The sequence below is a fragment of the Enterobacter sp. ENT03 genome (assembly GCF_019218745.1).
Classification (GTDB): Bacteria; Pseudomonadota; Gammaproteobacteria; order Enterobacterales; family Enterobacteriaceae; genus Enterobacter_D.
Genome location: NZ_JAHUXA010000001.1, coordinates 683,524 through 706,534, shown reverse-complemented (window position 1 = coordinate 706,534; position 23,011 = coordinate 683,524). Strand labels below are relative to the sequence as shown.

Annotated in this window: 21 protein-coding genes; 10 read left to right on the top strand and 11 right to left on the bottom strand. The window is 55.6% G+C overall.

Annotation, left to right across the window (positions count from 1 at the left end):
- The first annotated feature begins 10 nt into the window (after positions 1–10).
- The 4 genes from KW828_RS03325 to ybiB all read left to right on the top strand — a co-directional run bounded on the left by KW828_RS03325 (position 11) and on the right by ybiB (position 6,225).
- The gene (locus KW828_RS03325; RefSeq protein WP_218334970.1) at positions 11–1,615 is read left to right on the top strand and encodes a PTS transporter subunit EIIC; all 1,605 of its coding nucleotides are present in this window, start codon (positions 11–13) and stop codon (positions 1,613–1,615) included.
- An 8-nt stretch (positions 1,616–1,623) separates the two neighbouring features.
- Positions 1,624–2,952, top strand: a complete 1,329-nt coding sequence (locus KW828_RS03320) for a 6-phospho-alpha-glucosidase (RefSeq protein WP_256349959.1) — start codon at positions 1,624–1,626, stop codon at positions 2,950–2,952.
- A 127-nt stretch (positions 2,953–3,079) separates the two neighbouring features.
- Complete coding sequence (gene dinG / locus KW828_RS03315) at positions 3,080–5,236, top strand: ATP-dependent DNA helicase DinG (protein ID WP_218334969.1); 2,157 nt, start codon at positions 3,080–3,082, stop codon at positions 5,234–5,236.
- A gap of 23 nt (positions 5,237–5,259) precedes the next feature.
- A complete protein-coding gene (gene ybiB / locus KW828_RS03310; RefSeq protein WP_088219883.1) occupies positions 5,260–6,225 on the top strand; it encodes a DNA-binding protein YbiB in 966 nt (321 codons plus the stop codon).
- Positions 6,226–6,354: 129 nt separating this feature from the next.
- On the opposite strand, the gene ybiJ is transcribed toward ybiB, so the two are convergent.
- From ybiJ to KW828_RS03295, 3 genes are all read right to left on the bottom strand, one after another.
- A complete protein-coding gene (ybiJ, locus tag KW828_RS03305; RefSeq protein ID WP_088219882.1) occupies positions 6,355–6,615 on the bottom strand; it encodes a DUF1471 family protein YbiJ in 261 nt (86 codons plus the stop codon).
- A gap of 285 nt (positions 6,616–6,900) precedes the next feature.
- Complete coding sequence (locus KW828_RS03300) at positions 6,901–7,167, bottom strand: DksA/TraR family C4-type zinc finger protein (protein WP_088219881.1); 267 nt, start codon at positions 7,165–7,167, stop codon at positions 6,901–6,903.
- Between the two features lie 67 nt (positions 7,168–7,234).
- Positions 7,235–7,849 (bottom strand): flavin reductase family protein, encoded by a 615-nt coding sequence (locus KW828_RS03295; RefSeq protein WP_088219880.1) that lies wholly within the window; start codon positions 7,847–7,849, stop codon positions 7,235–7,237.
- 100 nt (positions 7,850–7,949) lie between these two features.
- On the opposite strand from KW828_RS03295, the gene rlmF reads away from it, so the two are divergent.
- Positions 7,950–8,882 carry a 23S rRNA (adenine(1618)-N(6))-methyltransferase RlmF gene (gene rlmF / locus KW828_RS03290; protein WP_218334968.1) on the top strand — a complete coding sequence of 311 codons (933 nt, stop codon included), beginning with the start codon at positions 7,950–7,952 and terminating at the stop codon, positions 8,880–8,882.
- On the opposite strand, the gene ybiO is transcribed toward rlmF, so the two are convergent.
- The 6 genes from ybiO to rhtA all read right to left on the bottom strand — a co-directional run bounded on the left by ybiO (position 8,872) and on the right by rhtA (position 15,461).
- Complete coding sequence (gene ybiO / locus KW828_RS03285) at positions 8,872–11,106, bottom strand: mechanosensitive channel protein (RefSeq protein ID WP_218334967.1); 2,235 nt, start codon at positions 11,104–11,106, stop codon at positions 8,872–8,874. The genes rlmF and ybiO overlap by 11 nt on opposite strands.
- A 123-nt stretch (positions 11,107–11,229) precedes the next feature.
- Positions 11,230–11,952, bottom strand: a complete 723-nt coding sequence (gene glnQ, locus KW828_RS03280; RefSeq protein WP_129362195.1) for a glutamine ABC transporter ATP-binding protein GlnQ — start codon at positions 11,950–11,952, stop codon at positions 11,230–11,232.
- Positions 11,949–12,608 carry a glutamine ABC transporter permease GlnP gene (gene glnP / locus KW828_RS03275; protein ID WP_088219876.1) on the bottom strand — a complete coding sequence of 220 codons (660 nt, stop codon included), beginning with the start codon at positions 12,606–12,608 and terminating at the stop codon, positions 11,949–11,951. Before glnP ends, glnQ begins: the two co-directional genes overlap by 4 nt.
- A gap of 81 nt (positions 12,609–12,689) precedes the next feature.
- On the bottom strand, positions 12,690–13,433 hold the full coding sequence (glnH, locus tag KW828_RS03270) for a glutamine ABC transporter substrate-binding protein GlnH (RefSeq protein ID WP_088219875.1): 744 nt from the start codon (positions 13,431–13,433) through the stop codon (positions 12,690–12,692).
- Between the two features lie 359 nt (positions 13,434–13,792).
- The gene (dps, locus tag KW828_RS03265; RefSeq protein WP_218334966.1) at positions 13,793–14,296 is read right to left on the bottom strand and encodes a DNA starvation/stationary phase protection protein Dps; all 504 of its coding nucleotides are present in this window, start codon (positions 14,294–14,296) and stop codon (positions 13,793–13,795) included.
- Positions 14,297–14,573: 277 nt separating this feature from the next.
- Complete coding sequence (gene rhtA, locus KW828_RS03260; RefSeq protein WP_218334965.1) at positions 14,574–15,461, bottom strand: threonine/homoserine exporter RhtA; 888 nt, start codon at positions 15,459–15,461, stop codon at positions 14,574–14,576.
- Between the two features lie 352 nt (positions 15,462–15,813).
- Between rhtA and ompX the strand changes: the two genes are divergently transcribed.
- On the top strand, positions 15,814–16,320 hold the full coding sequence (ompX, locus tag KW828_RS03255; RefSeq protein ID WP_218334964.1) for an outer membrane protein OmpX: 507 nt from the start codon (positions 15,814–15,816) through the stop codon (positions 16,318–16,320).
- A 128-nt stretch (positions 16,321–16,448) separates the two neighbouring features.
- Here ompX and KW828_RS03250 read toward each other — a convergent pair whose 3' ends face one another.
- Both KW828_RS03250 and mntS read right to left on the bottom strand, forming a co-directional pair.
- Positions 16,449–18,032, bottom strand: coding sequence for a phosphoethanolamine transferase (locus KW828_RS03250; RefSeq protein ID WP_218334963.1), 1,584 nt, complete (start codon positions 18,030–18,032; stop codon positions 16,449–16,451).
- A 279-nt stretch (positions 18,033–18,311) separates the two neighbouring features.
- A complete protein-coding gene (gene mntS / locus KW828_RS03245; RefSeq protein WP_088219870.1) occupies positions 18,312–18,440 on the bottom strand; it encodes a manganase accumulation protein MntS in 129 nt (42 codons plus the stop codon).
- A gap of 190 nt (positions 18,441–18,630) precedes the next feature.
- Here mntS and mntR point away from each other — a divergent pair, with 190 nt between their 5' ends.
- From mntR to KW828_RS03225, 4 genes are all read left to right on the top strand, one after another.
- Complete coding sequence (gene mntR, locus KW828_RS03240) at positions 18,631–19,104, top strand: manganese-binding transcriptional regulator MntR (RefSeq protein ID WP_072567924.1); 474 nt, start codon at positions 18,631–18,633, stop codon at positions 19,102–19,104.
- A complete protein-coding gene (locus KW828_RS03235; protein ID WP_218334962.1) occupies positions 19,101–20,210 on the top strand; it encodes an anion transporter in 1,110 nt (369 codons plus the stop codon). The genes mntR and KW828_RS03235 overlap by 4 nt, the downstream gene beginning before the upstream one ends.
- A 101-nt stretch (positions 20,211–20,311) precedes the next feature.
- Positions 20,312–21,442 (top strand): HlyD family secretion protein, encoded by a 1,131-nt coding sequence (locus KW828_RS03230; protein WP_218334961.1) that lies wholly within the window; start codon positions 20,312–20,314, stop codon positions 21,440–21,442.
- The gene (locus tag KW828_RS03225; protein WP_218334960.1) at positions 21,439–23,010 is read left to right on the top strand and encodes a DHA2 family efflux MFS transporter permease subunit; all 1,572 of its coding nucleotides are present in this window, start codon (positions 21,439–21,441) and stop codon (positions 23,008–23,010) included. The genes KW828_RS03230 and KW828_RS03225 overlap by 4 nt, the downstream gene beginning before the upstream one ends.
- Position 23,011: the final 1 nt, after the last annotated feature.

Below are 23,011 nucleotides of genomic sequence, written 5' to 3'. Positions count from 1 at the left end.
GGATCACGCTATGAGTCGCGCTGGCGAGTTTTTACAAGATTTAGGCAAGGCATTAATGATGCCGATTTCGGTGATTGCCGCCGCCGGGATATTTCTGGGCCTCGCGGCGGCACTGCAAAACCCGGCGATTGTCAGTGCCGACATGATGAATGCCCAACTGATGCAGCACATCATCGGCTTTATTCGTAAGGTGGCCGGATCGCTGTTTGCCAATTTACCCTTACTCTTTGCCATTGCCGCCGCTATTGGACTGGCGCGGGATGAAAAACCCACCGCCGCGCTGGCAGCGGTGATTGGTTTTATTACCTTTCACGTCGGCGTTAATTTTAGTCTGCTGGTGCAGGGCTTAACGCCGGCGACGACCTCCGTCGCTGCATTTGTGGAAAAAGGCTACAGCCAGACCGAAGCGGTGATGTATTCCGCGGAATTCGCCAGCACGCTGGGGATATTTTCTTATCAGATGAGCGTACTCGGCGGGGTTATTGCTGGCATGGTCACGGTAATACTGCACAACCGCTTTTATACGATTAAACTCCCGGCGGCCATCGCCTATTTTGGTGGCCGCCGCTTTGTGCCCATTATTACCGTCGTTGTGCTGCCGCTGGTCGGCGTTTTAATGTCATTAATCTGGCCGGTTATTGCCACAGCGATTATTCATATCGGTGAATTTATTGGCGAGTCCGGGCCGTTCGGCACCTTTATTTACGCCTTTACCGAACGTATTCTGATCCCGACGGGTCTGCACCATATCCTTAATGAAACCGTGCGCTTCACGCCGGTAGGTGGCATGGTGCATGTCGATAACGAAAGCGTGATCGGCGCGCTCTCTATTTTCAATTACGCCCTTGCCCATCCTGGCGCGCTGGCGGATGACATCACCCGCGAAGCCACGCGCTTTCTGGCACAGGGTAAAATTCCGGTAATGATGTTTGGTTTACCGGCGGCGGCGCTGGCGATTTATCGTTGCGCCCGCCCGGAGCATAAACAGCGTGTCAAAGCCTTAATGATGGCCGGGGCGCTGGCCTCCTTCACGACCGGCATCACCGAACCGCTGGAATTCAGCTTCATCTTCGTCTCACCCATTCTGTTCTTATTCCACGCCGTCATGTCCGGGCTTTCCTTTGCCTGCGCGCAACTGCTGGAGGTGATGATCGGCAATATCCAGGGTGGTTTTATCGATTTTATGGTGTTCGGCGTACTGGGCGGTGCGAAAACGCACTGGTGGTTCAGTTTGCTACAGGGCGCGATATGGGCACCGGCGTATTACTTCGTTTTTAAATGGGTCATTTTGCGCACCAATGCCAGAACGCCGGGCCGGGAAGAGGAAGACAGGGTACGCAGTGTAATAACAGGCACGAACGAGGTTTCCGGCGAAACCGCGCTGATTATTCAGGGGCTGGGGGGCAGGGAGAATATTCAGCACGTTGACTGCTGCTTTACCCGCCTGCGCGTCAAACTTCACGAGATGGCGAAAGTGGACGACGCGGCGCTGAAACAGAGCGGGGCCAACGGTGTTATTCGCACCACGGAGAACGATCTTCAGGTTATATACGGCCCGCAGGTGGAAAGCATTGCCAGCGCCGTAAAACAACAATTACTTCAACAGACGCCATAAGAGAACTGATGATGAAAAACACCTTTAATATCGTATTAGTCGGCGGTGGTTCCACCTGGACGCCGGGATTATTAAAAGCCTTATGCAAACTCAAGTCGCGTCTGCCGCTGAAGAAACTGGTGATGTTTGACGTTAATGAAGAGCGTCAGGCGGTAATAGGCGAGTATGCGAAAGTACTGTTCCGTGAAGAATATCCGGAACTGGAATTTACCTATACCACCGATAAAGACGTAGCTTTTGCCGATATGGATTTCATCTTTTGCCAGATGCGCACCGGCGGCTACGCGATGCGCGAAAAAGATGAAAAAATCCCGCTCAGCCTCGGCGTGATTGGTCAGGAAACCTGTGGCGCAGGCGGTTTTGCCTACGGTATGCGCTCGATCCGCGACATGATCCAGCTGGTGGAGGACGTTCGCGCCCGCTCGCCGCAGGCATGGATCCTCAACTATACCAACCCGGCAGCCATTGTCGCCGACGCGCTCAACCAGCGCTTCCCGGATGACGATCGTATTCTGAATATCTGCGACCAGCCGGTAAACCTGCTGCGTTCTTACGGGCGTCTGCTGGGGCGCAACCCGGAAACCTTCGAGCCAGTCTATTTTGGCCTTAACCACTTCGGCTGGTTCACCCATCTGTACGATGAAAACGGCGTCGATCTGCTGCCGCAACTGAAAGCCATTATTTCCGATAACGGCTTTAAACCGGCGGATGCCGAGCAGCGCGATCAGTCCTGGCTGGACACCTACGCCGCTGTCGCCGACATGCTGCGCGATTTCCCGGACTATCTGCCGAACACTTACTTGCAGTACTACCTCTATCCGGAATACAAATTCTCAAAACTGGATGCGAATTTCACCCGCGCCAACGAAGTGATGAATGGCCGCGAAAAACGCGTCTTTGAAGAGTGCCGCACGGCGGTGGCGGAAGGCACCACCAAAAACGTCAAAGTGGTGCACAACGATGCCCACGGCGACATGATTGTCGAACTGGCGGAAGCCATCGCGTTCAATCTGAAGAAAAAATTTATCGTCATGCTGGAAAATAACGGCCTGGTGGAAAACCTCGACAACGACGTGATGGTGGAAGTGGTGGCAGAAATAGGCATCAACGGGCCACGTCCTTATGGCGTGGGCAAAATCCCGACCTTCTATAAAGGGCTTATCGAGCAGCAGTTCGCCTATGAGCGTCTGACGGTCGAGGCCTGGTTTGAAGGCTCTTACACCAAAGCGTTGCAGGCTCTGACCCTCAACCGCACCATTGTAGACGCGAAAAAAGCCCGTAAGGTGCTGGATGCGCTGATTGAGGCGAACAAAGATTACTGGCCTGAACTGCACTAACCGGGAGGGAGAAAGGGAACTTCTCCCGTTTTTACGAGCCGCCTTCCAGAGACGGCAAAAAAAGGTACAGCCTGAACGTTAAAAATGCCACAATAGTGGCTGTTTATACAGTGTTTCAGGTTTCCCGATGGCCTTATCCGCCGCGCTAAAAGCGCAGATAGCCGCCTGGTATAAGGCGTTACAACAACAGATCCCGGATTTTATTCCCCGCGCACCGCAACGGCAGATGATTGCTGATGTGGCGAAAACCCTCGCCGGTGAAGAGGGGCGGCATCTGGCTATCGAAGCACCGACCGGCGTCGGTAAAACGCTCTCCTATCTGATCCCCGGCATTGCTATCGCCCGGGAAGAACAAAAAACGCTGGTGGTCAGCACCGCGAACGTGGCGCTACAGGATCAGATCTTCAGTAAAGATCTGCCGTTGCTGAAGAAAATCATTCCCGACCTGCGTTTTACCGCCGCCTTCGGACGCGGGCGCTATGTCTGCCCGCGCAATCTGGCCGCGCTCGCCAGCAGCGACGCGACCCAGCAGGATCTGCTGGCGTTTATGGACGACGAACTGACGCCCGGCAGCAAAGAAGAGCAGCAGCGCTGCGCAAAGCTTAAAGTCGATCTCGACAGCTACAAATGGGACGGCCTGCGCGATCACACCGATCAGAATATTGAAGACGCGCTCTGGGCGCGGCTCTCCACCGATAAAGCCAGCTGTCTGAACCGCAACTGCCACTACTACAAAGAATGCCCGTTCTTTGTCGCCCGTCGGGAAGTGCAGGAAGCGGAGGTGGTGGTGGCAAACCACGCGCTGGTGATGGCGGCAATGGAGTCCGAAGCAGTATTGCCGGAGCCGAAAAACCTGCTGCTGGTGCTGGATGAAGGCCATCATCTGCCTGATGTGGCGCGTGATGCGCTGGAAATGAGCGCGGAGATCAGCGCGCCCTGGTATCGCCTGCAGCTGGATCTGTTCAGCAAACTGGTGGCTACCTGCATGGAGCAGTTCCGCCCGAAAACAACGCCGCCGCTGGCAACGCCGGAGCGGCTGAACGCCCACTGCGAAGAGCTGTATGAGCTGATCGCCTCGCTGAATAATATCCTGAATCTGTATATGCCCGCAGGCCAGGCGGCTGAGCATCGTTTTGCGATGGGGGAACTGCCGGATGAAATCATGGCAATCTGTCAGCGGCTGGCGAAACTCGCCGACATGCTGCGTGGTCTGGCGGATCTGTTTTTAAGCGATCTGAGCGAGAAAACCGGGCAGCATGACATCGTGCGCCTGCACCGGGTGATCCTGCAAATGAACCGCGCGCTCGGCATGTTTGAAAGCCAGAGCAAGCTGTGGCGGCTGGCCTCCATGGCGCAAGCCTCCGGCGCGCCGGTATCAAAATGGGCAACACGCGAGGTGCGCGACGGGCAGATACATCTGTTCTTCCATTGTGTCGGGATCCGCGTCAGCGATCAGCTGGAGAAGCTGCTGTGGCGCAGCGTGCCGCACATTATCATCACCTCCGCCACGTTGCGCTCGCTGAACAGCTTTACCCGGCTCCAGGAGATGAGCGGCCTGAAAGAAAAAGCGGGCGACCGTTTTGTGGCGCTGGACTCGCCGTTTAACCATGTCGAGCAGGGTAAAATCGTTATTCCGCAGATGAAGTACGAGCCGCTGATGGAGCATGAAGAGCAGCATATCGCGGAGATGGCGACCTATTTTCGGGAACAGCTGAAAAGCAAAGCGCACAAAGGCATGCTGGTACTGTTTGCCAGCGGACGCGCAATGCAGCTGTTCCTGACTTTTGTCACCGATCTGCGGCTGTTGCTGCTGGTGCAGGGCGATCAGCCCCGTTACCGGCTGGTGGAGCTGCACCGCAAACGCATTGATGGCGGCGAGCGCAGCGTGCTGGTCGGTCTGCAATCCTTTGCCGAGGGGCTGGATCTGAAAGGCGATTACCTGACGCAGGTGCATATCCATAAAATCGCCTTCCCGCCCATCGACAGCCCGGTGGTGATCACCGAGGGGGAATGGCTGAAAAGCCTTAACCGCTATCCCTTTGAAGTGCAGAGTCTGCCAAGCGCTTCCTTCAATCTGATCCAGCAGGTCGGGCGTCTGATCAGAAGTCACAGCTGTCGGGGCGAAGTGGTGATCTACGATAAACGCCTGCTGACCAAAAGCTATGGCAAGCGTCTGCTCAACGCGCTACCGGTATTTCCTATTTCACAACCTGCCGTTCCGGACGTTATAGTGAAAAGTAAACCAAAAGCGGAAGCAAAACAGAGCCGTCGCCGACGACGCTAACCTGGGCACGGGAAGGAGATTTCATGGACTATCGCAAGATCATCAAAGAGGTCGGGCGCGGCAAAAATCACGCCCGCGATCTGGATGTTGACACCGCACGCGCGCTGTACACCCACATGCTGAACGGCGACGTGCCGGAACTGGAAATGGGCGGCATCCTGATCGCGCTGCGCATCAAAGGCGAGGGCGAAGCGGAAATGCTCGGTTTCTATGACGCCATGCAGCAGCAGACAATGCGCCTGACGCCGCCGGTGGCAAAGCCGATGCCGATTGTTATCCCAAGCTATAACGGCGCGCGGAAACAGGCCAACCTGACGCCGCTGCTGGCTATCCTGCTGCATAAACTCGGTTTTCCGGTGGTGGTGCACGGCGTCAGCGAAGATCCCACCCGTGTAGTGACAGAAACCATTTTTGCGCTGCTCGGCATTGAAGCCACGCACCTTGCCGGACAGGCGCAGGCGAAGCTCGATGGTCATCAGCCGGTCTATATCCCCGTCAGCGCGCTCTGCCCGCCGCTGGAAAACCAGCTGGCGATGCGCTGGCGGATGGGCGTGCGTAACAGCGCCCACACGCTGGCCAAGCTGGCAACGCCGTTCGCCGAAGACGCCGCCCTGCGCCTGTCCAGCGTCTCCCACCCGGAGTACGTGCCGCGTGTGGCGAAATTCTTCAGTGATATTGGTGGCCGCGGCCTGCTGATGCATGGCACCGAAGGGGAAGTGTATGCCAACCCACAGCGCTGCCCGCAGATAACGCTGATAGACAGCCTGGGCGCGCGGGTGATCCTCGAACGTCAGGCCGAAGAGCAAAGCGGCGTCTCACTGCCGGACGCCAAAGATCCGCATACTACCGCGCGCTGGATCGAGCGCTGTATTGTAGGCAGCGAAGCGATACCCCAATCTTTGAAAACGCAGATGGCGTGCTGTCTGTATGCCACCGGTGAAGCTGACTCTATTGAGGCAGGACTAGCGCAGGTTAACGCCCGTTTTTAAGACAAAAAAAAGCCCGTCCAGACCGGACGGGCAACAAGGGTAATAACACTCTGGTATTGCAAATAAAACATATGATGAGGGTAAAACGCACCCGCGGAGGTTAACCGCAGGTGTAAAGCATTCAGTCGATTATTTGTAGATAACCGCGGTGCCGCTCATTTTGTTACTGGTGTTAGCAGAGGTGATGCTATAACCGGTAGCGCCTGCTTCAGCCGCTTTCTGTGCCAGTTGAGCTTCCAGTCCGTCGAGGGTGGTCGCGCCGTCAGCAGCAACAACACCGATTTTATTCATGTTGCTGGCCTGTTCAGCAGTCACTGCCTGGGCAGCAAACGCGCCAAAGGACAGGGTAGAAAGGGCGATGGCGGCAACAGCATATTTGATGGTTTTCATGGTTAATCTCTCGCAGGTTATTCTGTTAAGGGGACGATGTTCCGTCGATGTGATAAGTATCACAGTATTTCGCAAAAGATTAAATCGAAGAGAATTGACGACCTTGTTCTAAAAAATTGAACGATCGTTAATTAATTGATTAGGAACACATTTTTTCGCTGAATGTGTCAGGAAAGGGGGGTGGCTGCGGTTGCAGGGGATTAGCGGCACAATTTGCTACTTTCTGTACGATTTTTTGTGCGCCGCTTCGCAACCGCTTGCACTGTCATGTTACGTCAGTAAAGGTCAACGTAACTGGCTGTCTTTAGAACCTCTGCGATTATACCCTGCATTTGTTGAATTTTGTAAATCTTTCTTCTGCTGGCAGTTCACGCACAACCGCACACCGGCAATCGCCTTGCGACGTGCTTCAGGGATCGGCTCACCGCACTCTTCACACTCTTTCAGGCTCTCGCCTTTTGGCAGATCGCGCCGGGCGCGCGCCACGGCGTCTTCTACGGTGCTGTCGATTTGATCCTGCACTGCGCCATCATTTGCCCAACCGGAAGCCATCGCCTTCTCCTTATCGTTGTACATCCTTATAGTTTAGACCATACAGGCAAAGCGATGGCTTCAGGGCTCAACGGGCGTCGGGGCGTACCAGGTCGAAACGCTGGGATTCATCAATGGTGTAATACGCCGACGGCCCCCCCGCGCGCAATACCGGACGGGCTTTGGCAGTCTGGTAAATGCCATTTTCCAGCAAGGATTCATCGATATGGATCCCCACCACTTCGCCCAGCACCAGCCAGCTGTCGATCGGCGTACCGTCGGCGGCGGTCAACTGAATACACTGGGACAGACGGCATTCGAAATTGACCGGGCTTTCTGCCACGCGCGGCACGCTCACCACCTGACTTGCCACCGGCGTCAGCCCGGCGCGCACGAATTCATCTTCGCCGTGCGGCAGGGAGGCGGAGCTTTCATTCATCCGCACCGCCAGATCGTAAGTGGTCAGGTTCCAGACGAACTCTTTGGTTTCGGTGATGTTTCGCACGCTGTCTTTCCAGCCGGTGCTGGAAAAACCAATAATCGGTGGGCGATAGTTAAAGCAGTTGAAAAAGCTGTAGGGGGCGAGGTTGCGCTGTCCCTGACTGTCCTGCGAGGCGATCCAGCCGATAGGACGTGGGCCGATAATAGCATTCAGCGGATCGTGCGGCAGACCGTGTCCCTGTGCTGGCTGATAAAAATACATAGTTCACCCATTTTTACGATTAAATCAGAATAGCGAGCGTCACTTATTTACCGCGCCGCCGTCAACGGGTATCTTACGCCGCTGTTGAAAGGAGAATGCCATGACTGCCCAGAAGCCGGGATTACACCCGCGAAACCGCCATCACAGCCGCTACGATCTTGACGCCCTCTGTCAGGACTGCCCGGAGCTGCGTGGCTTTATTATTGCCACGCCAACGGGTGAGGCGACGGTAAACTTTGCCGATCCCCTCGCCGTGAAGGCACTGAACAAAGCGCTGCTGGCGCATTTCTATGGCGTTGCCCACTGGGACATTCCGGAAGGGTTCCTCTGTCCGCCGGTACCGGGCCGCGCGGATTATATTCATCATCTGGCGGATCTGCTGGCGGAAAGTGCTGAAGGTACCGTGCCGCGTCAGGCGAGCGTGCTGGACATCGGTGTGGGTGCCAACTGCATCTATCCGCTGATCGGCAATCATGAATACGGCTGGCGCTTTACCGGCACGGAAGTGCACAACGAGGCCTTTGCCAGCGCCCAGGCGATCATTAACGGCAATCCGGGGCTGACCCGCGCCGTGCGCCTGCGTCGTCAAAAAGATCCGGCAGCCATCCTCACCGGTATCATCCATAAAAACGAACAGTACGATGCCACCCTGTGCAATCCGCCGTTCCATGATTCTGCCGCCGCCGCCCGTGCCGGAAACGAGCGTAAGCGTCGTAACCTTGGTCAGAGCAGCGAGGCGCTGAACTTTGGCGGTCAGCAGCAGGAGCTGTGGTGCGAGGGCGGGGAAGTGGCCTTTATCACGCAGATGATTGCCGAAAGCCAGGCCTTTGGCCGTCAGGTGCTGTGGTTCAGCTCGCTGGTATCGCGCGGGGAAAACCTCCCGCCGCTGTATCGTGCGCTGACGGAAGCCGGTGCGGTGAAAGTGGTGAAAAAAGAGATGGCCCAGGGGCAAAAGCAGAGCCGCTTTATTGCCTGGACCTTTATGGATGACGCCCAGCGTCGCCGCTGGGCAAATACCCGTTTTAAAGCGTAGGCGCGGCGGGTGGCGACAGTTCCTGCGGCGCGGCCGATGACGGCGCAGCAGGCTGCGCCAGCACCTGATAAGTCTGCACTGGCGGGCGTACCCCTGCCAGATCGAAATATTTCTTCACCATGCTGTCCAGCGCAAAGCGTACCGTCCACTGCTTGAGCGGCTGCGTGGTGAAGGTCACGCGCAGGGTAAAGGCGGTATTGGTCAGGCCGACAATGCCGACAAAGGTCGGCTCGCCGATGATCAGCCCGCGAATATCGTCCCGCGCCATCAGTTCACCCACCGCATCCTTCAGCGCCTGATTCGCTTTATCCGCATCCTCATGGCGATCGACATCGTAATTCGCCACCACCGAGCCAATGCCGCGCACAAAGTTGGCGAAGGTGGTAATCGATGACCACGGAATGATGTGATACGCGCCGGTATCCTGGCGCACGCCCACCGAGCGGATCGACATGCGTTCAACCGTGCCGGTCAGCGGCCCGATGGTCACCAGATCGCCGGTGTTCATGCCGTTCTCAAACTGGATAAATACCCCGGTGATAATATCTTTCACCAGCGTCTGCGAGCCGAATGAGATCGCCAGACCCAGCGCCCCGGCACCCGCCAGCAGCGGCGCGATGTTCACACCAATTTCCGACAACACAATCATCACCGTAATGGTGCTGATCACCACCGCCAGCGCGTTACGGAACAGCGTCAGCAGCGTACGGGTGCGGGCGCTCGGCAGTGGCCTGCCATGAATATCCGAGGAGAGACGATTTTCAATAAGGCTGGCCAGCACCGTCCAGCCGACGGCGGAGAAGAACAGGATCAGCGCAATGCGGATCAGAATATCAACGGTTTTCTCCCCTGCGCCATTGTGCAGCCAGTTCCAGAAATCAAACAGCCCCCAGGCGTTGAGCAGCAGCATGATCGCCACACAGACCACCAGAATGCGCGCCATCTTCAGCGAGGCGGAAAGCCAGCCGTTAACCCGCTTTTGCAGTTCCGGATAGTTGCGCTGCACATGCGGCGACAGGGTGATGGTTTTCGAAAGCCACCGGGAGAGCACGCCTGAGGCAAAGGCGGCGACGCTGATGATGGCCAGACTGCGCAGCGAGGCGCTCATCATAAACTTCAGGCTGTTACCGGGATCGAACAGCGAGAAGAAAAACAGCACCACAAAGTAGGCGCTGGCCAGCCAGTGCCAGACCAGCGCAAAAGCGCGGATAAACAGGCTGAAAAACGACAGCGAGCGCTCTGCCAGGTGAATAAGATTCTGCTGCACGGTGATCTTGTTATGAAAAATCAGGTACAGCGCCCAACTGGTGATAAACAGCATGATTAGCACGTTTGCCATCGCGCCGACCTGTACGTTCACCTGGTTGGAGATAATAGGCACCGCCACCAGAAGCCCATAGCCAATCAGGCTGCTCAGGGCCGTCAGACGCAGATGCCAGTATTTTGCCGTTTCATCTTTGACCGGGAACGGGCGCAGATCGGGAAAACGCGGACTGAAGATAAGCCGCAGAATGGCTTTGAAAAATTCGATCAGCGCAAAGGCATTCAGGAACAGCGCCTGCTGGAAGGCGATAGTGCGGTTTCCGCCGTCCAGGTTATCACTGAGCACCTGACCCACAAACAGCGTCAGGGCCAGCAGCATGATATCGATAATAAACGCGCCGATGATGATCGCCGGAAGCTGAAGCCAGTTCTTGTGTTCGCGGTTTTTGCGGCGTGCCCAGGTGCCCATCTTGCGGTACAGCGGCGTGACGCTAAAGCGCGCCAGCCAGAAAAAGGCAAACACACACACCGCCAGCATCAGAAAATGCGAGGCGGCATTATAAAAACTCTGCGGGTTAAAGGCTTTGTGCGGCGAGTCTGTGATGTTGCGATACAACTGCGCGAAGCGGGAGGCCAGTTCATCGCCGTAATGACGGATGACGTTAGTGACGTTCTCCAGCACCGTGGTCTCTTCCAGCACTTCCGGCGGGGTAATGGTCGGCACCGGTTCCGGCGGTGGCGTTGCGGCGACTTTCCGCAACTGGCCGATCAGTTCCTCCCTGGAAGCGCTGTTCTCCAGCACATCGGCCAGCGCGCCATAGGCAGCTTTTTTTTGCTCGACATCCGGCTCGGCGGCGGGGGCTTCGGCTGGGGTGGTGGTCGCGCCTGACGTAACGCCAGGGATCGTCGCCGCGTGCAGCGGCATGAAGAACAGGCTAAGCAGCAACAAGATCCACTTCACGGACTCCTCCTGAGAAAAGCAGAACAAAAGGATAAGTATAGAGGATGGCGGAGCGGCGACGGGAAATGAGAGAAATCCAGGGAATACGCCCTCTCCGGTGAGAAGAGGGCGGGGATCGCGCGATTAAGAAACGTGCTGCAAAAATTCCTGTAAACGCGGGCTTGGCGGGTTCTCGATCAGCGCCTGCGGATTGCCGTCTTCGGCAATGCGGCCTTTATCGATGAAGATCAGACGCGAAGCCACTTTTTCAGCAAAGCCGATTTCGTGGGTCACGATGACCATCGTCATGCCCTCTTCCGCCAGATCCTGCATCACTTTCAGTACTTCATGACGCAGTTCCGGATCGAGTGCAGAGGTGGGCTCATCAAACAGCATCATTTTTGGCTTCACTGCTAAGGCGCGGGCGATGGCGACACGCTGCTGCTGACCGCCGGACAGCTCCGACGGATAGTGGTGCGCACGCTCGGCAAGACCCACTTTCGCCAGCAGCGCTTTTGCCTGCACTTCAGCCTCTTTTTTGTTCGCGCCACGCACGCGCAGCGGACCAAACATCACGTTTTCCAGCGCCGTCAGGTGCGGGAACAGATAAAACTGCTGGAACACCATGCCCGCTTCCTGACGGATCAGGCGCTCGTCCACTTTTGGATCGTTCACTTTCAGGCCATCGACGATCAGATCGCCGCTGGTGATATCTTCCAGCTTGTTAATGCAGCGCAGTAGCGTTGATTTACCGGAGCCGGACGGCCCAATAATCACCACCACTTCACCTTGTTTAATGTTCAGGTCGATATTGTGCAGCACCTGGGTCTGCCCAAAGTGCTTGGAAACATTTTTAAATTCAATCACAGGATTTTCATCCTTCTTTCAAGACGACGCAGAATAAAGCTCAGCACCAGGGTGATGATCAGATAGAAGACCGCAACGGCGCTCCAGATTTCCAGCGCGCGGAAGTTGCCGGCGATGATCTCCTGGCCCTGACGTGTCAGTTCGGCGACGCCGATAACAATAAACAGGGAGGTGTCTTTGATGCTGATGATCCACTGGTTGCCCAGCGGCGGCAGCATACGGCGTAGCGCCAGCGGCAGGATCACGTGGCGAATGGTTTCGCGGCGCGACAGCCCCAGCGCCAGACCTGCTTCACGGAAGCCTTTATGGATAGACAGTACGGCACCGCGGGTGATCTCGGCAATGTACGCGCCGGAGTTGATCATGATGGTCACGACGGCGGCGCTAAAGGGATCGATACGCAGGTCATTAAACGCCATTGGCAACGCAAAATAGATGAACATCACCTGGACGACGATCGGCGTACCGCGGATCACTTCGATGAAGACCAGCGCGATGTGGTTAGCCAGCCAGCCGCCGAAGCTACGGGCGAAACCGGCGGCAAGACCGATAATCAGGCCGCCTGCGAGACCGAGGACCGAGATCCACAGCGTCATTTTGGCGCCTTCAAAGAGAAGCGGAATGGCAGGCCAGATGGCACTCCAGTCAAACTGCATGATGTATTCCTGTAAACCGTGGTTTAAAAACAGCAGGGGCGAACGGGCGCCCCTGATTTAACGTGTTAAAACTTATAATTATTATTTAGGCTCAGTACCGAACCATTTTTTGTAGATTTCGTTGTACGTACCGTTCTCTTTCAGCGTTTTCAGCGCGCCGTTAACTTTGTTACGCAGCTCGTCGCTGCCTTTCGGGAAGGCGATGCCGTACTGCTGCGCTTCCAGAGAGTCACCCACTGCTTTGAACTTACCGTTACCGGCAGTTTTGATGAAGTACAGGATATTTGGCGTGTCATGCAGCACCGCGTCGGCACGGTTGGTGCCCAGTTCCATGTACGCGTTGTCGATGTTCGGGAACTGACGCAGATCTTTGGTTTTGATATTGGCTTTCGCGTAGTCAACTGAACCGGTACCGCCTTTCACGGCTACCACTTTACCGTCCAGGTCTTTTACGCTTTTCACGTCGTTGTTGTCCGCTTTCACCATCACCAGCAGACCACTTTTGTAGTAGCCATCGGAGAAGTCGATCGCTTTTTTACGTTCTTCAGTAATGGTAATACCGGCCAGCGCGACATCGACGTTTTTGGTTTGCAGTGCCGGGATAATGCCGCTGAAATCCATTGGTTTCAGCTGGTAATCCAGCTTCAGCTCTTTCGCCACGGCAGCCCACAGATCCACATCGAAACCGACGTATTTATCGCCTTGTTTGAATTCGAACGGAACGAACGCGGTATCCGTTGCTACCACCAGTTTATCCGCGGCGTGAGAAGAAACCGCAAAAGCCAGCGTCAAAGCTGCCAGGGAAACTTTCAATACAGACTTCATAGCCTTTCCTTTTATATCCACGGGGCGATCCCCTGAGAGAACATGTGCAGTATGAAAAAATCGTGCCAGGTTTACAACCTGTTGTTTTGTAAAGACGTGTCATCACCAGTGCGCACTGAAAACAGCGCAACGGCAGCCTGTTGCACTATTATGGGGCGCTGTTTTAGTGCAACGGCAGAGGGGACAGACTGATGTCTATTTTTAACGCAGGAAGTGGTCGGGAAACAATCTTTTATTAACGATTGTGTGAAGTGATTATTACATCTGCTTTACGTTTGACGAGGGAATGCGGGGGAGAGGTGCACCATAAAAGTGCAAAACCCCTTGCACAGGCGAGGGGTCATAGCAAATTGCAATACTTATTCGATGTTGGATTCAATGAACCACAGGTACTGATCCAGGTCGCGAGATGCGGCAGTCAGGATGTCTGCGGTATCTTCATCTTTAGCGTCGCCAATCGCTTTACGCACATCATTTGCCACAACGGCATAACGGTCAGCCAGCTCTTTCAGGTGCTCCTGAACGGTGTGGATGTCCAGCGGGTAGCTTTTCAGCGCGGTTTTGCTGTTGATAACCTGCGTGGTTCCCAGCGCAACACCGCCCAACTGCACGGCACGTTCTGCCATGGTATCCAGGTGGTTAACCAGACCGGTGCGGAAGCCATCCAGCATTTCGTGAACGGCGATGAAGTTTGCACCACGCATATTCCAGTGGGCCTGTTTAGTGATCAGAGACAGGTCAATGAACTGGACTACCTGACGATTCAGCAACTCAATCGTCGCTTTCTTATCGTTGTCAGAGACATCATTGCGGGTATAAAGCAGATTGGAAGCTTTCGTTTTTACCAGTTTAGCGGTACTCATAGTCTCATATCCTCTTGATGTTTATGTCCCGGGTAATTACTGAAACTCAGTATAGCACGGATCCTGAGTTTGCTTTTCGGCTGTGCCTATCGGTTTAATAGTGAAGACAATATCAGAAAATAAAAGCACCTTATTTTCAATGTATTACAAGATTTTTTAGGAATGATTCTTAATTGGCTGCAACAGGTAAGAGTGTGAATAAATATGAATGAAAATAAAGCGAACCCCGGTAAAGTGTTATTCTGCGCGGCCTTTGTCGCCGCACAGAAAATATAATTCAAGTTATATCAACTTTTTCAATTTTCGCTTCGCGGCGCATCGTCAGGGTCGAGCCCATCGACGCGGTAATGATGGCGAGCAGCGCCAGCCACTGGGTCAGGGTCAGGGTTTCGCCCAGGAACACCATACCCGACAGCGCCGCCAGTCCCGGTTCCATACTCATCAGCGTACCAAAGGTGCGGGTTGGCAGGCGGGTTAACGCGACCATCTCAAGAGAATAGGGCAGGGCCGTTGAGAGGATCGCCACGCCAAGTCCGAGCGGCAATACCGACCAGTGCCAGAGGGCATCGCCCGCCTGCACTACGCCAATGGGCACGAACACCAGAGCGGCGATCAGCGAACCCACTGCTACCGTCGCCGGACCATGCTCTTCGCCGGCACGCTGGCCGCTTAATATATAGATAGCCCAGCAGGCCCCCGCGCCGAGTGCCAGCGCTGCGCCGGGCAGATCGACGTGCGACACATCCTGGCCGAGCGGCAGCAGGAACCACAGCCCGAGCACCGCCAGCGCCACCCAGATGAAATCCACCGCCCGACGAGAGGAAAACAGCGCCACCGCCAGTGGGCCGGTAAATTCCAGCGCCACGGCAATTCCCAGCGGCACCGTCTGGATAGACAGATAAAAGAGGTAGTTCATCGCCCCCAGCGATAATCCATACAGCAGCAGCGGTTTACGCTGTTCCTTCGTGAAGCGCAGACGCCACGGCTTAAAAATGACGATCAGGATCACCGTGCCGAGTGCGAGACGCAGCGCGGTGACGCCGGGTGCGCCAATCAGCGGAAAGAGGGATTTCGCCAGCGATGCGCCGCTCTGAATAGAGAGCATTGCAATGAGAATAACCAGTACGGGCATCCATACCGGCATTTTACGGGATAAGCCAGGCATCCTTTCTCCTGTCAATTTATGTCAAACGAGGTAAAAGAGGCAGTGTAATGGAAATACCCTCTTACGGTTGAACCTTCGTTGAAAAAAAGTCGCCGTAAATCCGTATAATAGCCGGCAGTTGATGGATTAATCGCCGTTTGATTAGGATTAATCTGGATGAATGTGTTGGGGTTCTCGCGTAAAACTAGCGTCCTGTGTGGAAAAACCACTGCATTTTGAAAGAGATAGTCAGCACTGGAAACGTTCTGTTACAGGAAAAGCTTCCTTAGACAGCGTAATCCGCCAGGAGTTTCCCGACTATTTTTGATATATTTAAAACTTAGGATTTACTTGAAGCACATTTGAGGTGGTTATGAAAAAAATTGCATGTCTTTCAGCGCTGGCCGCGATTCTGGCCGTTACCGCAGGTTCCGCAGTAGCTGCATCCACCGTTTCTGGCGGTTACGCTCAGAGCGATGCGCAGGGCGTAGCGAACAAAGCTAACGGTTTCAACCTGAAATACCGTTACGAAAATGATACCCCGCTGGGCTACATCGGCTCCTTCACCTACACCGAAAAAGACCGTAGCGAAGACGGCGCTTACAACAAAGCGCAGTACTACGGTGTGACCGGTGGTCCTGCTTTCCGTATCAACGACTGGGCCAGCATCTATGGCGTCGTGGGTGTTGGTTACGGTAAATTCCAGCAGCGCGAAGAAGGCTTCAAAACCGCTGACACCAGCGATTATGGCTTCTCTTACGGTGCCGGTCTGCAGTTCAACCCGATGGAAAACGTTGCTATCGACGTGTCCTACGAGCAGAGCCGTATCCGCAGCACCGACGTTGGCACCTGGATCGCAGGCGTAGGTTACCGCTTCTAATCACTTCGGTGATGATAAAAAATCCGCCCACGGGCGGATTTTTTTTGCGTGAAGAAACGTAATAGCCCGGTGGCGCTGCGCTTATCGGCCTGATGTGTTCGCAGGCGCCAGCCAGGTCATCACCACGCTTATCGTGTGCGGGTATCAAAAATATCGCTGCCCAGATGAGTGTAATCCACTTTCTGCAATTTGAAGTTTGTCACCCAGGTGGTGCCGCTTTTTTGGGATGACATAAAACGGTAGCGGTTGGCGATCTCTTTGGCGCTGATACCGGTCCACTGGGAGAAGAAACTCAGAAAATCGTTCGCGGAACGGCGGGCTTTGATCACGCGATGGGTTTTATCATCGCTGGAGAGCACCATAAAGGGCACCTGGAAGTTCTGCTGGAAAGTATCGCTGTGCGCCAGATACTGCACGTCTTTGCCGCGCTCTTTAAACGCCAGTCCGTGATCCGAGAAATAAACCATCGAGAAGCTTTCCCCGGCCCCCTGCAACTGGGCGTAGAGTTTGCCGAGCAGTTCATCCGTCTGGGTGATGGAATAGAGGTAGCACGACGTCTCTTTCGACTGCACAAACACCGTGTACTTGCCGCCGGTGCGGTCGCAGGCCTGGGGATGCGAGCCCATCAAATGCAGCACGATGAGCTGCGGCTGGCTGTGGGGAGTGGACAGCACTTGCGACGTCATCTTCAGCAGCGCCTCATCCTTAACATTTTTATCCGCCTCGAAATCGCCATTTTTCAGGAAATGCACTTCATCGGCGCGTTTGGCGATGCTGGCGATTGCCGTATCGTACTCGCCAATTTGTCCCTGATTGGAGAACCACCAGGTCTGAAAACCGGCGCGGTTCGCGAGGGTGACAAAGTTATCCTGATATTGCGGTTTATCATCCACCACGCGGTTTAACGTCAGGCCGAGGGATTTCTGTGTCGAGCCGCTGGCGGCAACATAGTCGGTAAAGAAGGTACCCTTAACCTGGCTGGCAAAAGGGGTGTTATTCCAGTAGCCGCCAAATGCACCCATGGCATCCCGGCGTACGCTTTCGCCGATCACCACCACGTAGGTGTGATATTTCGGCTTCACGCCCAGCACCGTCCAGGTATCTTTCATGCCGGACAGCTCCGCCATGCGCGCCTGTTCTTCCCGCACTTCGCGGTTATTCACCACCACATCTTTCACAAAGCGCACCACCGGATAACCGGTGTCTTTCAGATGGAAGCCCCAGCCGTAGTAAAGGTTGCTTAACGGTTGCACGAACACCACTGCCAGACAGAAGGCAACACCCAGATGATCCCATTTGCCCCAGACCGGACGCTCTGACGCTTTGCGGCGCACGGCGATCACGCCCAGGCCAAAAATAAACAGGCCAATCACGTAGTTGTACCACGGGAAAATCGTCAGGATCTCCGTGGACTCTTCCATATTGGTGGAGTGCAGGGCGAGCAGGGTATTAAAGTTCGGCGCGCCATAGGCCTGGCCGAACGGATAATAGGAGGCCGCTACCAGCGTACACAGGCCAATCAGCACTTTCTGCGCACGCGGCGCATGACGCCACAGCAACTGTAAAATAAGGGAGAACGCCACCGCATAAAGCAGGCTGAAGGGATAGCCGAGGGCGTAGTTGATAAGCAAAGACTGCAAAAAATAAAAGCCTGTCCACGGGCTGATGTTCAGCCCACGCGCAGCAAGGGTTTCTTTTATTATTAAATTCATATGACACTATCGCGAAAACGCCATGTGCTCACCCTGGCGTCGAGGGTCAAAACCTGCGGGACAATGCGTGAAGAATGAGGAGAGGGCCGTCATCCGTAAGCCGCATTTGTGCAGGGCTGCGAGAAGATAGAGCGAGCCGCTGTTAAGGTCAACAGGCGTCAGAGGAATGTTTTGCGATAATGGTTACAAAACCGACAAATAATAAGAAAATTCTATAGAAACGATCAGTATGAAGGGGAAGTGTGACAGAAAAATGAAGCGGCGTACCGCGACGCCGCATTAGCGTGAAGGTTTATCGTCCGGCTGCGGTTTGCTGTGGAACATATCGCACAACATATTAACCAGCAGCAAACGCACTTTAAAAGGGGAGTGACTGAACACGGCCATACATCTCCTGAATTCGTTCATTAGTTACCTCCTGTCCAGACTGAAAACCTTTCCGTCCGTGAAGGGTGACTGCATTACATACAGATATAGCACAGGCTATATTTTATAGCTATGGCTAATGCGTTAATTTTTTGTACTCCTCAGGTGATGGTTTACAATGGCCGTTCGCTTAGAGGATGCGGTATTCGCGTCACGTCAATGAGGAAGCACAATGAGTCGTCGCGCAGGTACGCCAACAATAAAAAAAGTGACGCAACTGGTTAATGTTGAAGAACATGTTGAAGGATTTCGGCAGGTTCGTGAGGCGCATCGCCGCGAGTTAATCGATGATTATGTTGAGTTAATTTCCGATCTGATCCGCGAAGTGGGTGAAGCGCGTCAGGTGGATATGGCGGCGCGGCTGGGCGTTTCTCAGCCAACTGTAGCTAAGATGTTAAAGCGGCTGGCCAGCGTTGGCCTGATCGAACAGATCCCGTGGCGCGGTGTGTTTCTGACGCCGGAAGGGGAAACCCTGGCTCAGCAAAGCCGTGAACGCCATCAGATCGTGGAAAGTTTCCTGCTGGTGCTGGGCGTCAGCCCGGATACCGCCCGTCGCGATGCGGAAGGCATGGAGCATCACGTCAGTGAAGAGACGCTGGAACGCTTCCGTCTGTTTACCCTGCAACAGGGGCAGAACGCAGAATGACACTGCCTTTCATGCGTGCGCTGGCCCGCGACCATTTCTTTCATTTATTACTGCTGGTGGGTCTGGCGCTCAGTTTCTTCATACCTTTCGCCCCCGCGGGCTGGGGCAAAGCCATTGACTGGCACACCATTATTACCCTCAGCGGGTTGATGTTGCTGACCAAAGGCGTCGAGCTGTCCGGGTATTTCGATGTCGTAGGGCGTCGCATGGTGCGCCGCTTTGCCACCGAACGCCGTCTGGCGATGTTTATGGTGATGGCGGCCGCGCTGTTATCGACCTTTTTAACCAACGACGTGGCGCTGTTTATCGTGGTGCCGCTGACCATCACGCTTAAAAAACTCTGCGAGATCCCGGTCAACCGGCTGATCATCTTCGAAGCGCTGGCGGTGAACGCCGGATCGCTGCTGACGCCCATCGGCAACCCGCAAAACATCCTGCTGTGGGGACGCTCCGGCCTGTCGTTTGCCGCCTTCTGCGCGCAGATGGCACCGCTGGCGCTGGCGATGATGTTGACGCTGCTGGTGATGTGCTGGTTTGCGTTCCCGAAAAAAGCGCTCAATTACCACAGCGGCACCCAGGCCACAGACTGGCAGCCGCGGCTGGTGTGGAGTTGCCTGGCGCTGTATGGGGTATTTCTCACCTCTCTGGAACTGAAACAGGAGTTGTGGGGACTGGCGGCCATTGCCATCGGATTTCTGATCCTCGCCCGCCGCGTGGTGGTCAGCGTCGACTGGACCCTGCTGCTGGTGTTTATGGCGATGTTTATTGACGTGCATCTGCTGATCCAGCTGCCGGTATTGCAGGGGGCGCTTAACAACGTCGGAAACTTGTCCGTGCCCGGTCTGTGGCTTACCGCTATCGGTCTGTCGCAGTTTATCAGCAACGTCCCGGCGACCATTTTACTGCTCAACTATGTACCGCCCGATACGCTGCTCGCCTGGGCGGTAAACGTCGGTGGGTTTGGGCTGCTGCCAGGATCGCTGGCGAATCTCATCGCGTTGCGTATGGCGCACGATCGCCGCATCTGGTGGCGCTTTCATCTCTGGTCGCTACCGCTGCTGGTGTGGGCTGCGCTGGTTGGCTACGGTCTGTTTCTTCTCAGATAGTGCTCATTTGTCAGTTTTTCCTGGCAAATGTATAGCAACCTCCTAACTTTAGTTATCGGCGCACCTGCCGCGCCGTTAACTGACAGGAACGTTGTAACGCTATGGCTGAGAATATCAACGCGTCTGACGAGACGCAGAAAAACGACAATAAAACCGACGATAACGTCGACACGAAAAACGAAAAAGCGGAACGCAAACGCCCCGGCAAAAAGCCGATTATCATCCTGGGCATCGTGGTGATTGTCATGGTGATAGGCGCGCTGGTGTGGTGGCTGCTGACCCGTAATGAAGAAACCACCGACGACGCCTTCACCGATGGCGATGTGGTGACCATAGCGCCCAAGGTCGCGGGCTACGTGACCGAACTGCGCGTCAAAGATAACCAGCGGGTGAAGAAGGGCGATCTGCTGGTGACCATCGATCCGCGCGATGCCCGCGCCCAGCGCGATCAGGCACAGGCCCAGTTGGGTCTGGCGACCGCACAACTGCATCAGGCGCAGGCACAGCTGGCGCTCTCCAAAGTGCAGTATCCCGCCCAGCGCGATGAAGCGCGCGCCCAGGTCCTGAAAGCGCAGGCGGATCTGGCCAATGCGCAGGCGGCCTATCGCCGTCAGCGCGGCGTCGATCCCCGCGCCACCACGCAGCAAAATATTGATACCGCCAATGCGCAGTTACGCAGCGCACAGGCCCAGCTTGCCAGCGCTCAGGCGCAGGCGGAAGTGGCCGAGCAGGTGCAGCTGCAAATCCGTCAGCAGGAAACCAATGTCGAAGCACGCCAGCGTCAGGTCGATCAGGCGCGGGCGCAGCTGGAAAACGCGGAGCTGAACCTCTCCTGGACCGAAGTGCGTGCGCCGTTCGACGGCTACGTCACCAAACGTAACGTGCAGACCGGCACGCTGGTGCAGGCGGGAAGCGCACTGTTTTCGCTGGTGTCGCCGGACATCTGGGTGGTCGCTAACTTCAAAGAGTCGCAGCTTGAACGTATGCGTCCGGGCAACAAAGTCACCATCAGCATTGATGCCTGGCCGGACGTGGAGCTGGAAGGGCATATCGACAGCATTCAGCAGGGCAGTGGATCGCGCTTCTCCGCCTTCCCGGCAGAAAACGCCACCGGCAACTTTGTGAAGATCGTCCAGCGCGTGCCGGTGAAAATCGTCATCGACAAAGGACTGGATACCAACAAGCCGCTGCCGCTGGGCCTCTCCGTTGAGCCGAAGGTTACGCTGGAATGACCGATCACAGCCATGAAAGCTGGAAACCCGCCAGCAATCCGTGGGCGGTGGCGATTGTCGTCACGCTGGCGGTTTTTATGGAGATCCTCGACACCACTATCGTTAACGTGGCGCTGCCGCACGTCGCCGGATCGCTCTCCTCCAGCTACAGCGAATCGACCTGGGTTCTGACCAGCTATCTGGTGGCGAACGGCATCGTGCTGCCGATCTCCGCCTTTTTAAGCCGCGTATTTGGCCGCAAACGCTTCTTCCTGATCTGCATTGTGATGTTTACCGTCTGCTCGTTTTTGTGCGGTATCGCCACTGAGCTGTGGGAAATCATTCTGTTCCGTATCTTACAGGGCTTCTTTGGCGGCGGTTTGCAGCCGACGCAGCAGTCGGTATTGCTGGATTACTTCAAGCCTGAAGATCGCGGTAAGGCGTTCGGGCTGTCGTCCATTGCCATTATCGTCGCCCCGGTTCTCGGCCCGACGCTCGGCGGCTGGATCACCGATAACTACTCCTGGCGCTGGGTATTTTTTATCAATATTCCGGTGGGCATTATCACGGTACTGGCGATCTATCAGCTGCTGGAAGATCCGCCGTGGGAGCGCAAATCAGAAGAGAAACTCTCGGTGGACTGGACGGGCATCGGCCTGATCGCGCTGGGGCTTGGCTGCTTACAGGTGATGCTGGATCGCGGCGAAGACGATGACTGGTTCGCCTCCGGCTTTATCCGCACCTTTGCGGTGCTGACGCTGGTGGGCATTATCGGCGCGATCTACTGGCTGATCTACGCCAAAAAACCGGTGGTCGATCTGCAATGTATGAAGGATAAAAACTTTGCGGTGTCGAGCCTGCTGATGGCGGGTATGGCGATGATCCTCTACGGCAGCTCGGTGGTGATCCCGCAGCTGGCGCAACAGGATCTGGGCTATACCGCCACCTGGTCGGGGCTGGTGCTGTCGCCGGGGGCGGTACTGATCGTGCTGACCATTCCGCTGGTGCTGAAACTGATGCCAGTGGTGCAGACGCGCTGGATCATCGCCTTTGGCTTTGCCTGCCTCGCGGTGTCGTTCTTCTGGTCGCGCACCCTGACGCCGGACATCGATTTTGAAACCCTGGTGCTGTTCCGCAGCGCCCAGTCGATTGGTCTCGGCTTCCTGTTTGTGCCGCTCACCACCATTGCCTTTATCACCATACCCCGGCAGCTGAACGCCGATGCCGCCGCGCTGTTCACCATGTTCCGTAACGTCGCGGGGTCGATGGGCATTTCGCTCTCCACCGCTGCCATTACCGAGCGATCCCAGGTGCACAGCGCCTATCTCAGCGAACATGCCTCGCCCTTTGACGAGCAGTTCCAGCAGGCGGTCCGCAGTTCAGCAGAGGCGATACGCAATTTCACCTCGCAGGTGGGCGATCCCACCGCCATTGCCAGCGGGCAGATGTACCAGACCTTAATCGAGCAGTCGCGCTTCCTTGCCTACGTGGATGTCTTCACGCTGCTCAGTCTGGTGGCCGTTCTGTTGATCCCATTTTGTTTACTGCTTTCGCCGGTGAAAAGCGAAGGCAGCGCAGGAGCACATTAAG

Coding starts and splice junctions, on each gene's coding strand:
- KW828_RS03325 (WP_218334970.1), top strand. CDS start 11: ATGAGTCGCGCTGGCGAGTTTTTACAAGATTTAGGCAAGGCATTAATG.
- KW828_RS03320 (WP_256349959.1), top strand. CDS start 1,624: ATGATGAAAAACACCTTTAATATCGTATTAGTCGGCGGTGGTTCCACC.
- dinG (WP_218334969.1), top strand. CDS start 3,080: ATGGCCTTATCCGCCGCGCTAAAAGCGCAGATAGCCGCCTGGTATAAG.
- ybiB (WP_088219883.1), top strand. CDS start 5,260: ATGGACTATCGCAAGATCATCAAAGAGGTCGGGCGCGGCAAAAATCAC.
- ybiJ (WP_088219882.1), bottom strand. CDS start 6,615: ATGAAAACCATCAAATATGCTGTTGCCGCCATCGCCCTTTCTACCCTG.
- KW828_RS03300 (WP_088219881.1), bottom strand. CDS start 7,167: ATGGCTTCCGGTTGGGCAAATGATGGCGCAGTGCAGGATCAAATCGAC.
- KW828_RS03295 (WP_088219880.1), bottom strand. CDS start 7,849: ATGTATTTTTATCAGCCAGCACAGGGACACGGTCTGCCGCACGATCCG.
- rlmF (WP_218334968.1), top strand. CDS start 7,950: ATGACTGCCCAGAAGCCGGGATTACACCCGCGAAACCGCCATCACAGC.
- glnP (WP_088219876.1), bottom strand. CDS start 12,608: ATGCAGTTTGACTGGAGTGCCATCTGGCCTGCCATTCCGCTTCTCTTT.
- glnH (WP_088219875.1), bottom strand. CDS start 13,433: ATGAAGTCTGTATTGAAAGTTTCCCTGGCAGCTTTGACGCTGGCTTTT.
- dps (WP_218334966.1), bottom strand. CDS start 14,296: ATGAGTACCGCTAAACTGGTAAAAACGAAAGCTTCCAATCTGCTTTAT.
- rhtA (WP_218334965.1), bottom strand. CDS start 15,461: ATGCCTGGCTTATCCCGTAAAATGCCGGTATGGATGCCCGTACTGGTT.
- ompX (WP_218334964.1), top strand. CDS start 15,814: ATGAAAAAAATTGCATGTCTTTCAGCGCTGGCCGCGATTCTGGCCGTT.
- KW828_RS03250 (WP_218334963.1), bottom strand. CDS start 18,032: ATGAATTTAATAATAAAAGAAACCCTTGCTGCGCGTGGGCTGAACATC.
- mntS (WP_088219870.1), bottom strand. CDS start 18,440: ATGAACGAATTCAGGAGATGTATGGCCGTGTTCAGTCACTCCCCTTTT.
- mntR (WP_072567924.1), top strand. CDS start 18,631: ATGAGTCGTCGCGCAGGTACGCCAACAATAAAAAAAGTGACGCAACTG.
- KW828_RS03235 (WP_218334962.1), top strand. CDS start 19,101: ATGACACTGCCTTTCATGCGTGCGCTGGCCCGCGACCATTTCTTTCAT.
- KW828_RS03230 (WP_218334961.1), top strand. CDS start 20,312: ATGGCTGAGAATATCAACGCGTCTGACGAGACGCAGAAAAACGACAAT.
- KW828_RS03225 (WP_218334960.1), top strand. CDS start 21,439: ATGACCGATCACAGCCATGAAAGCTGGAAACCCGCCAGCAATCCGTGG.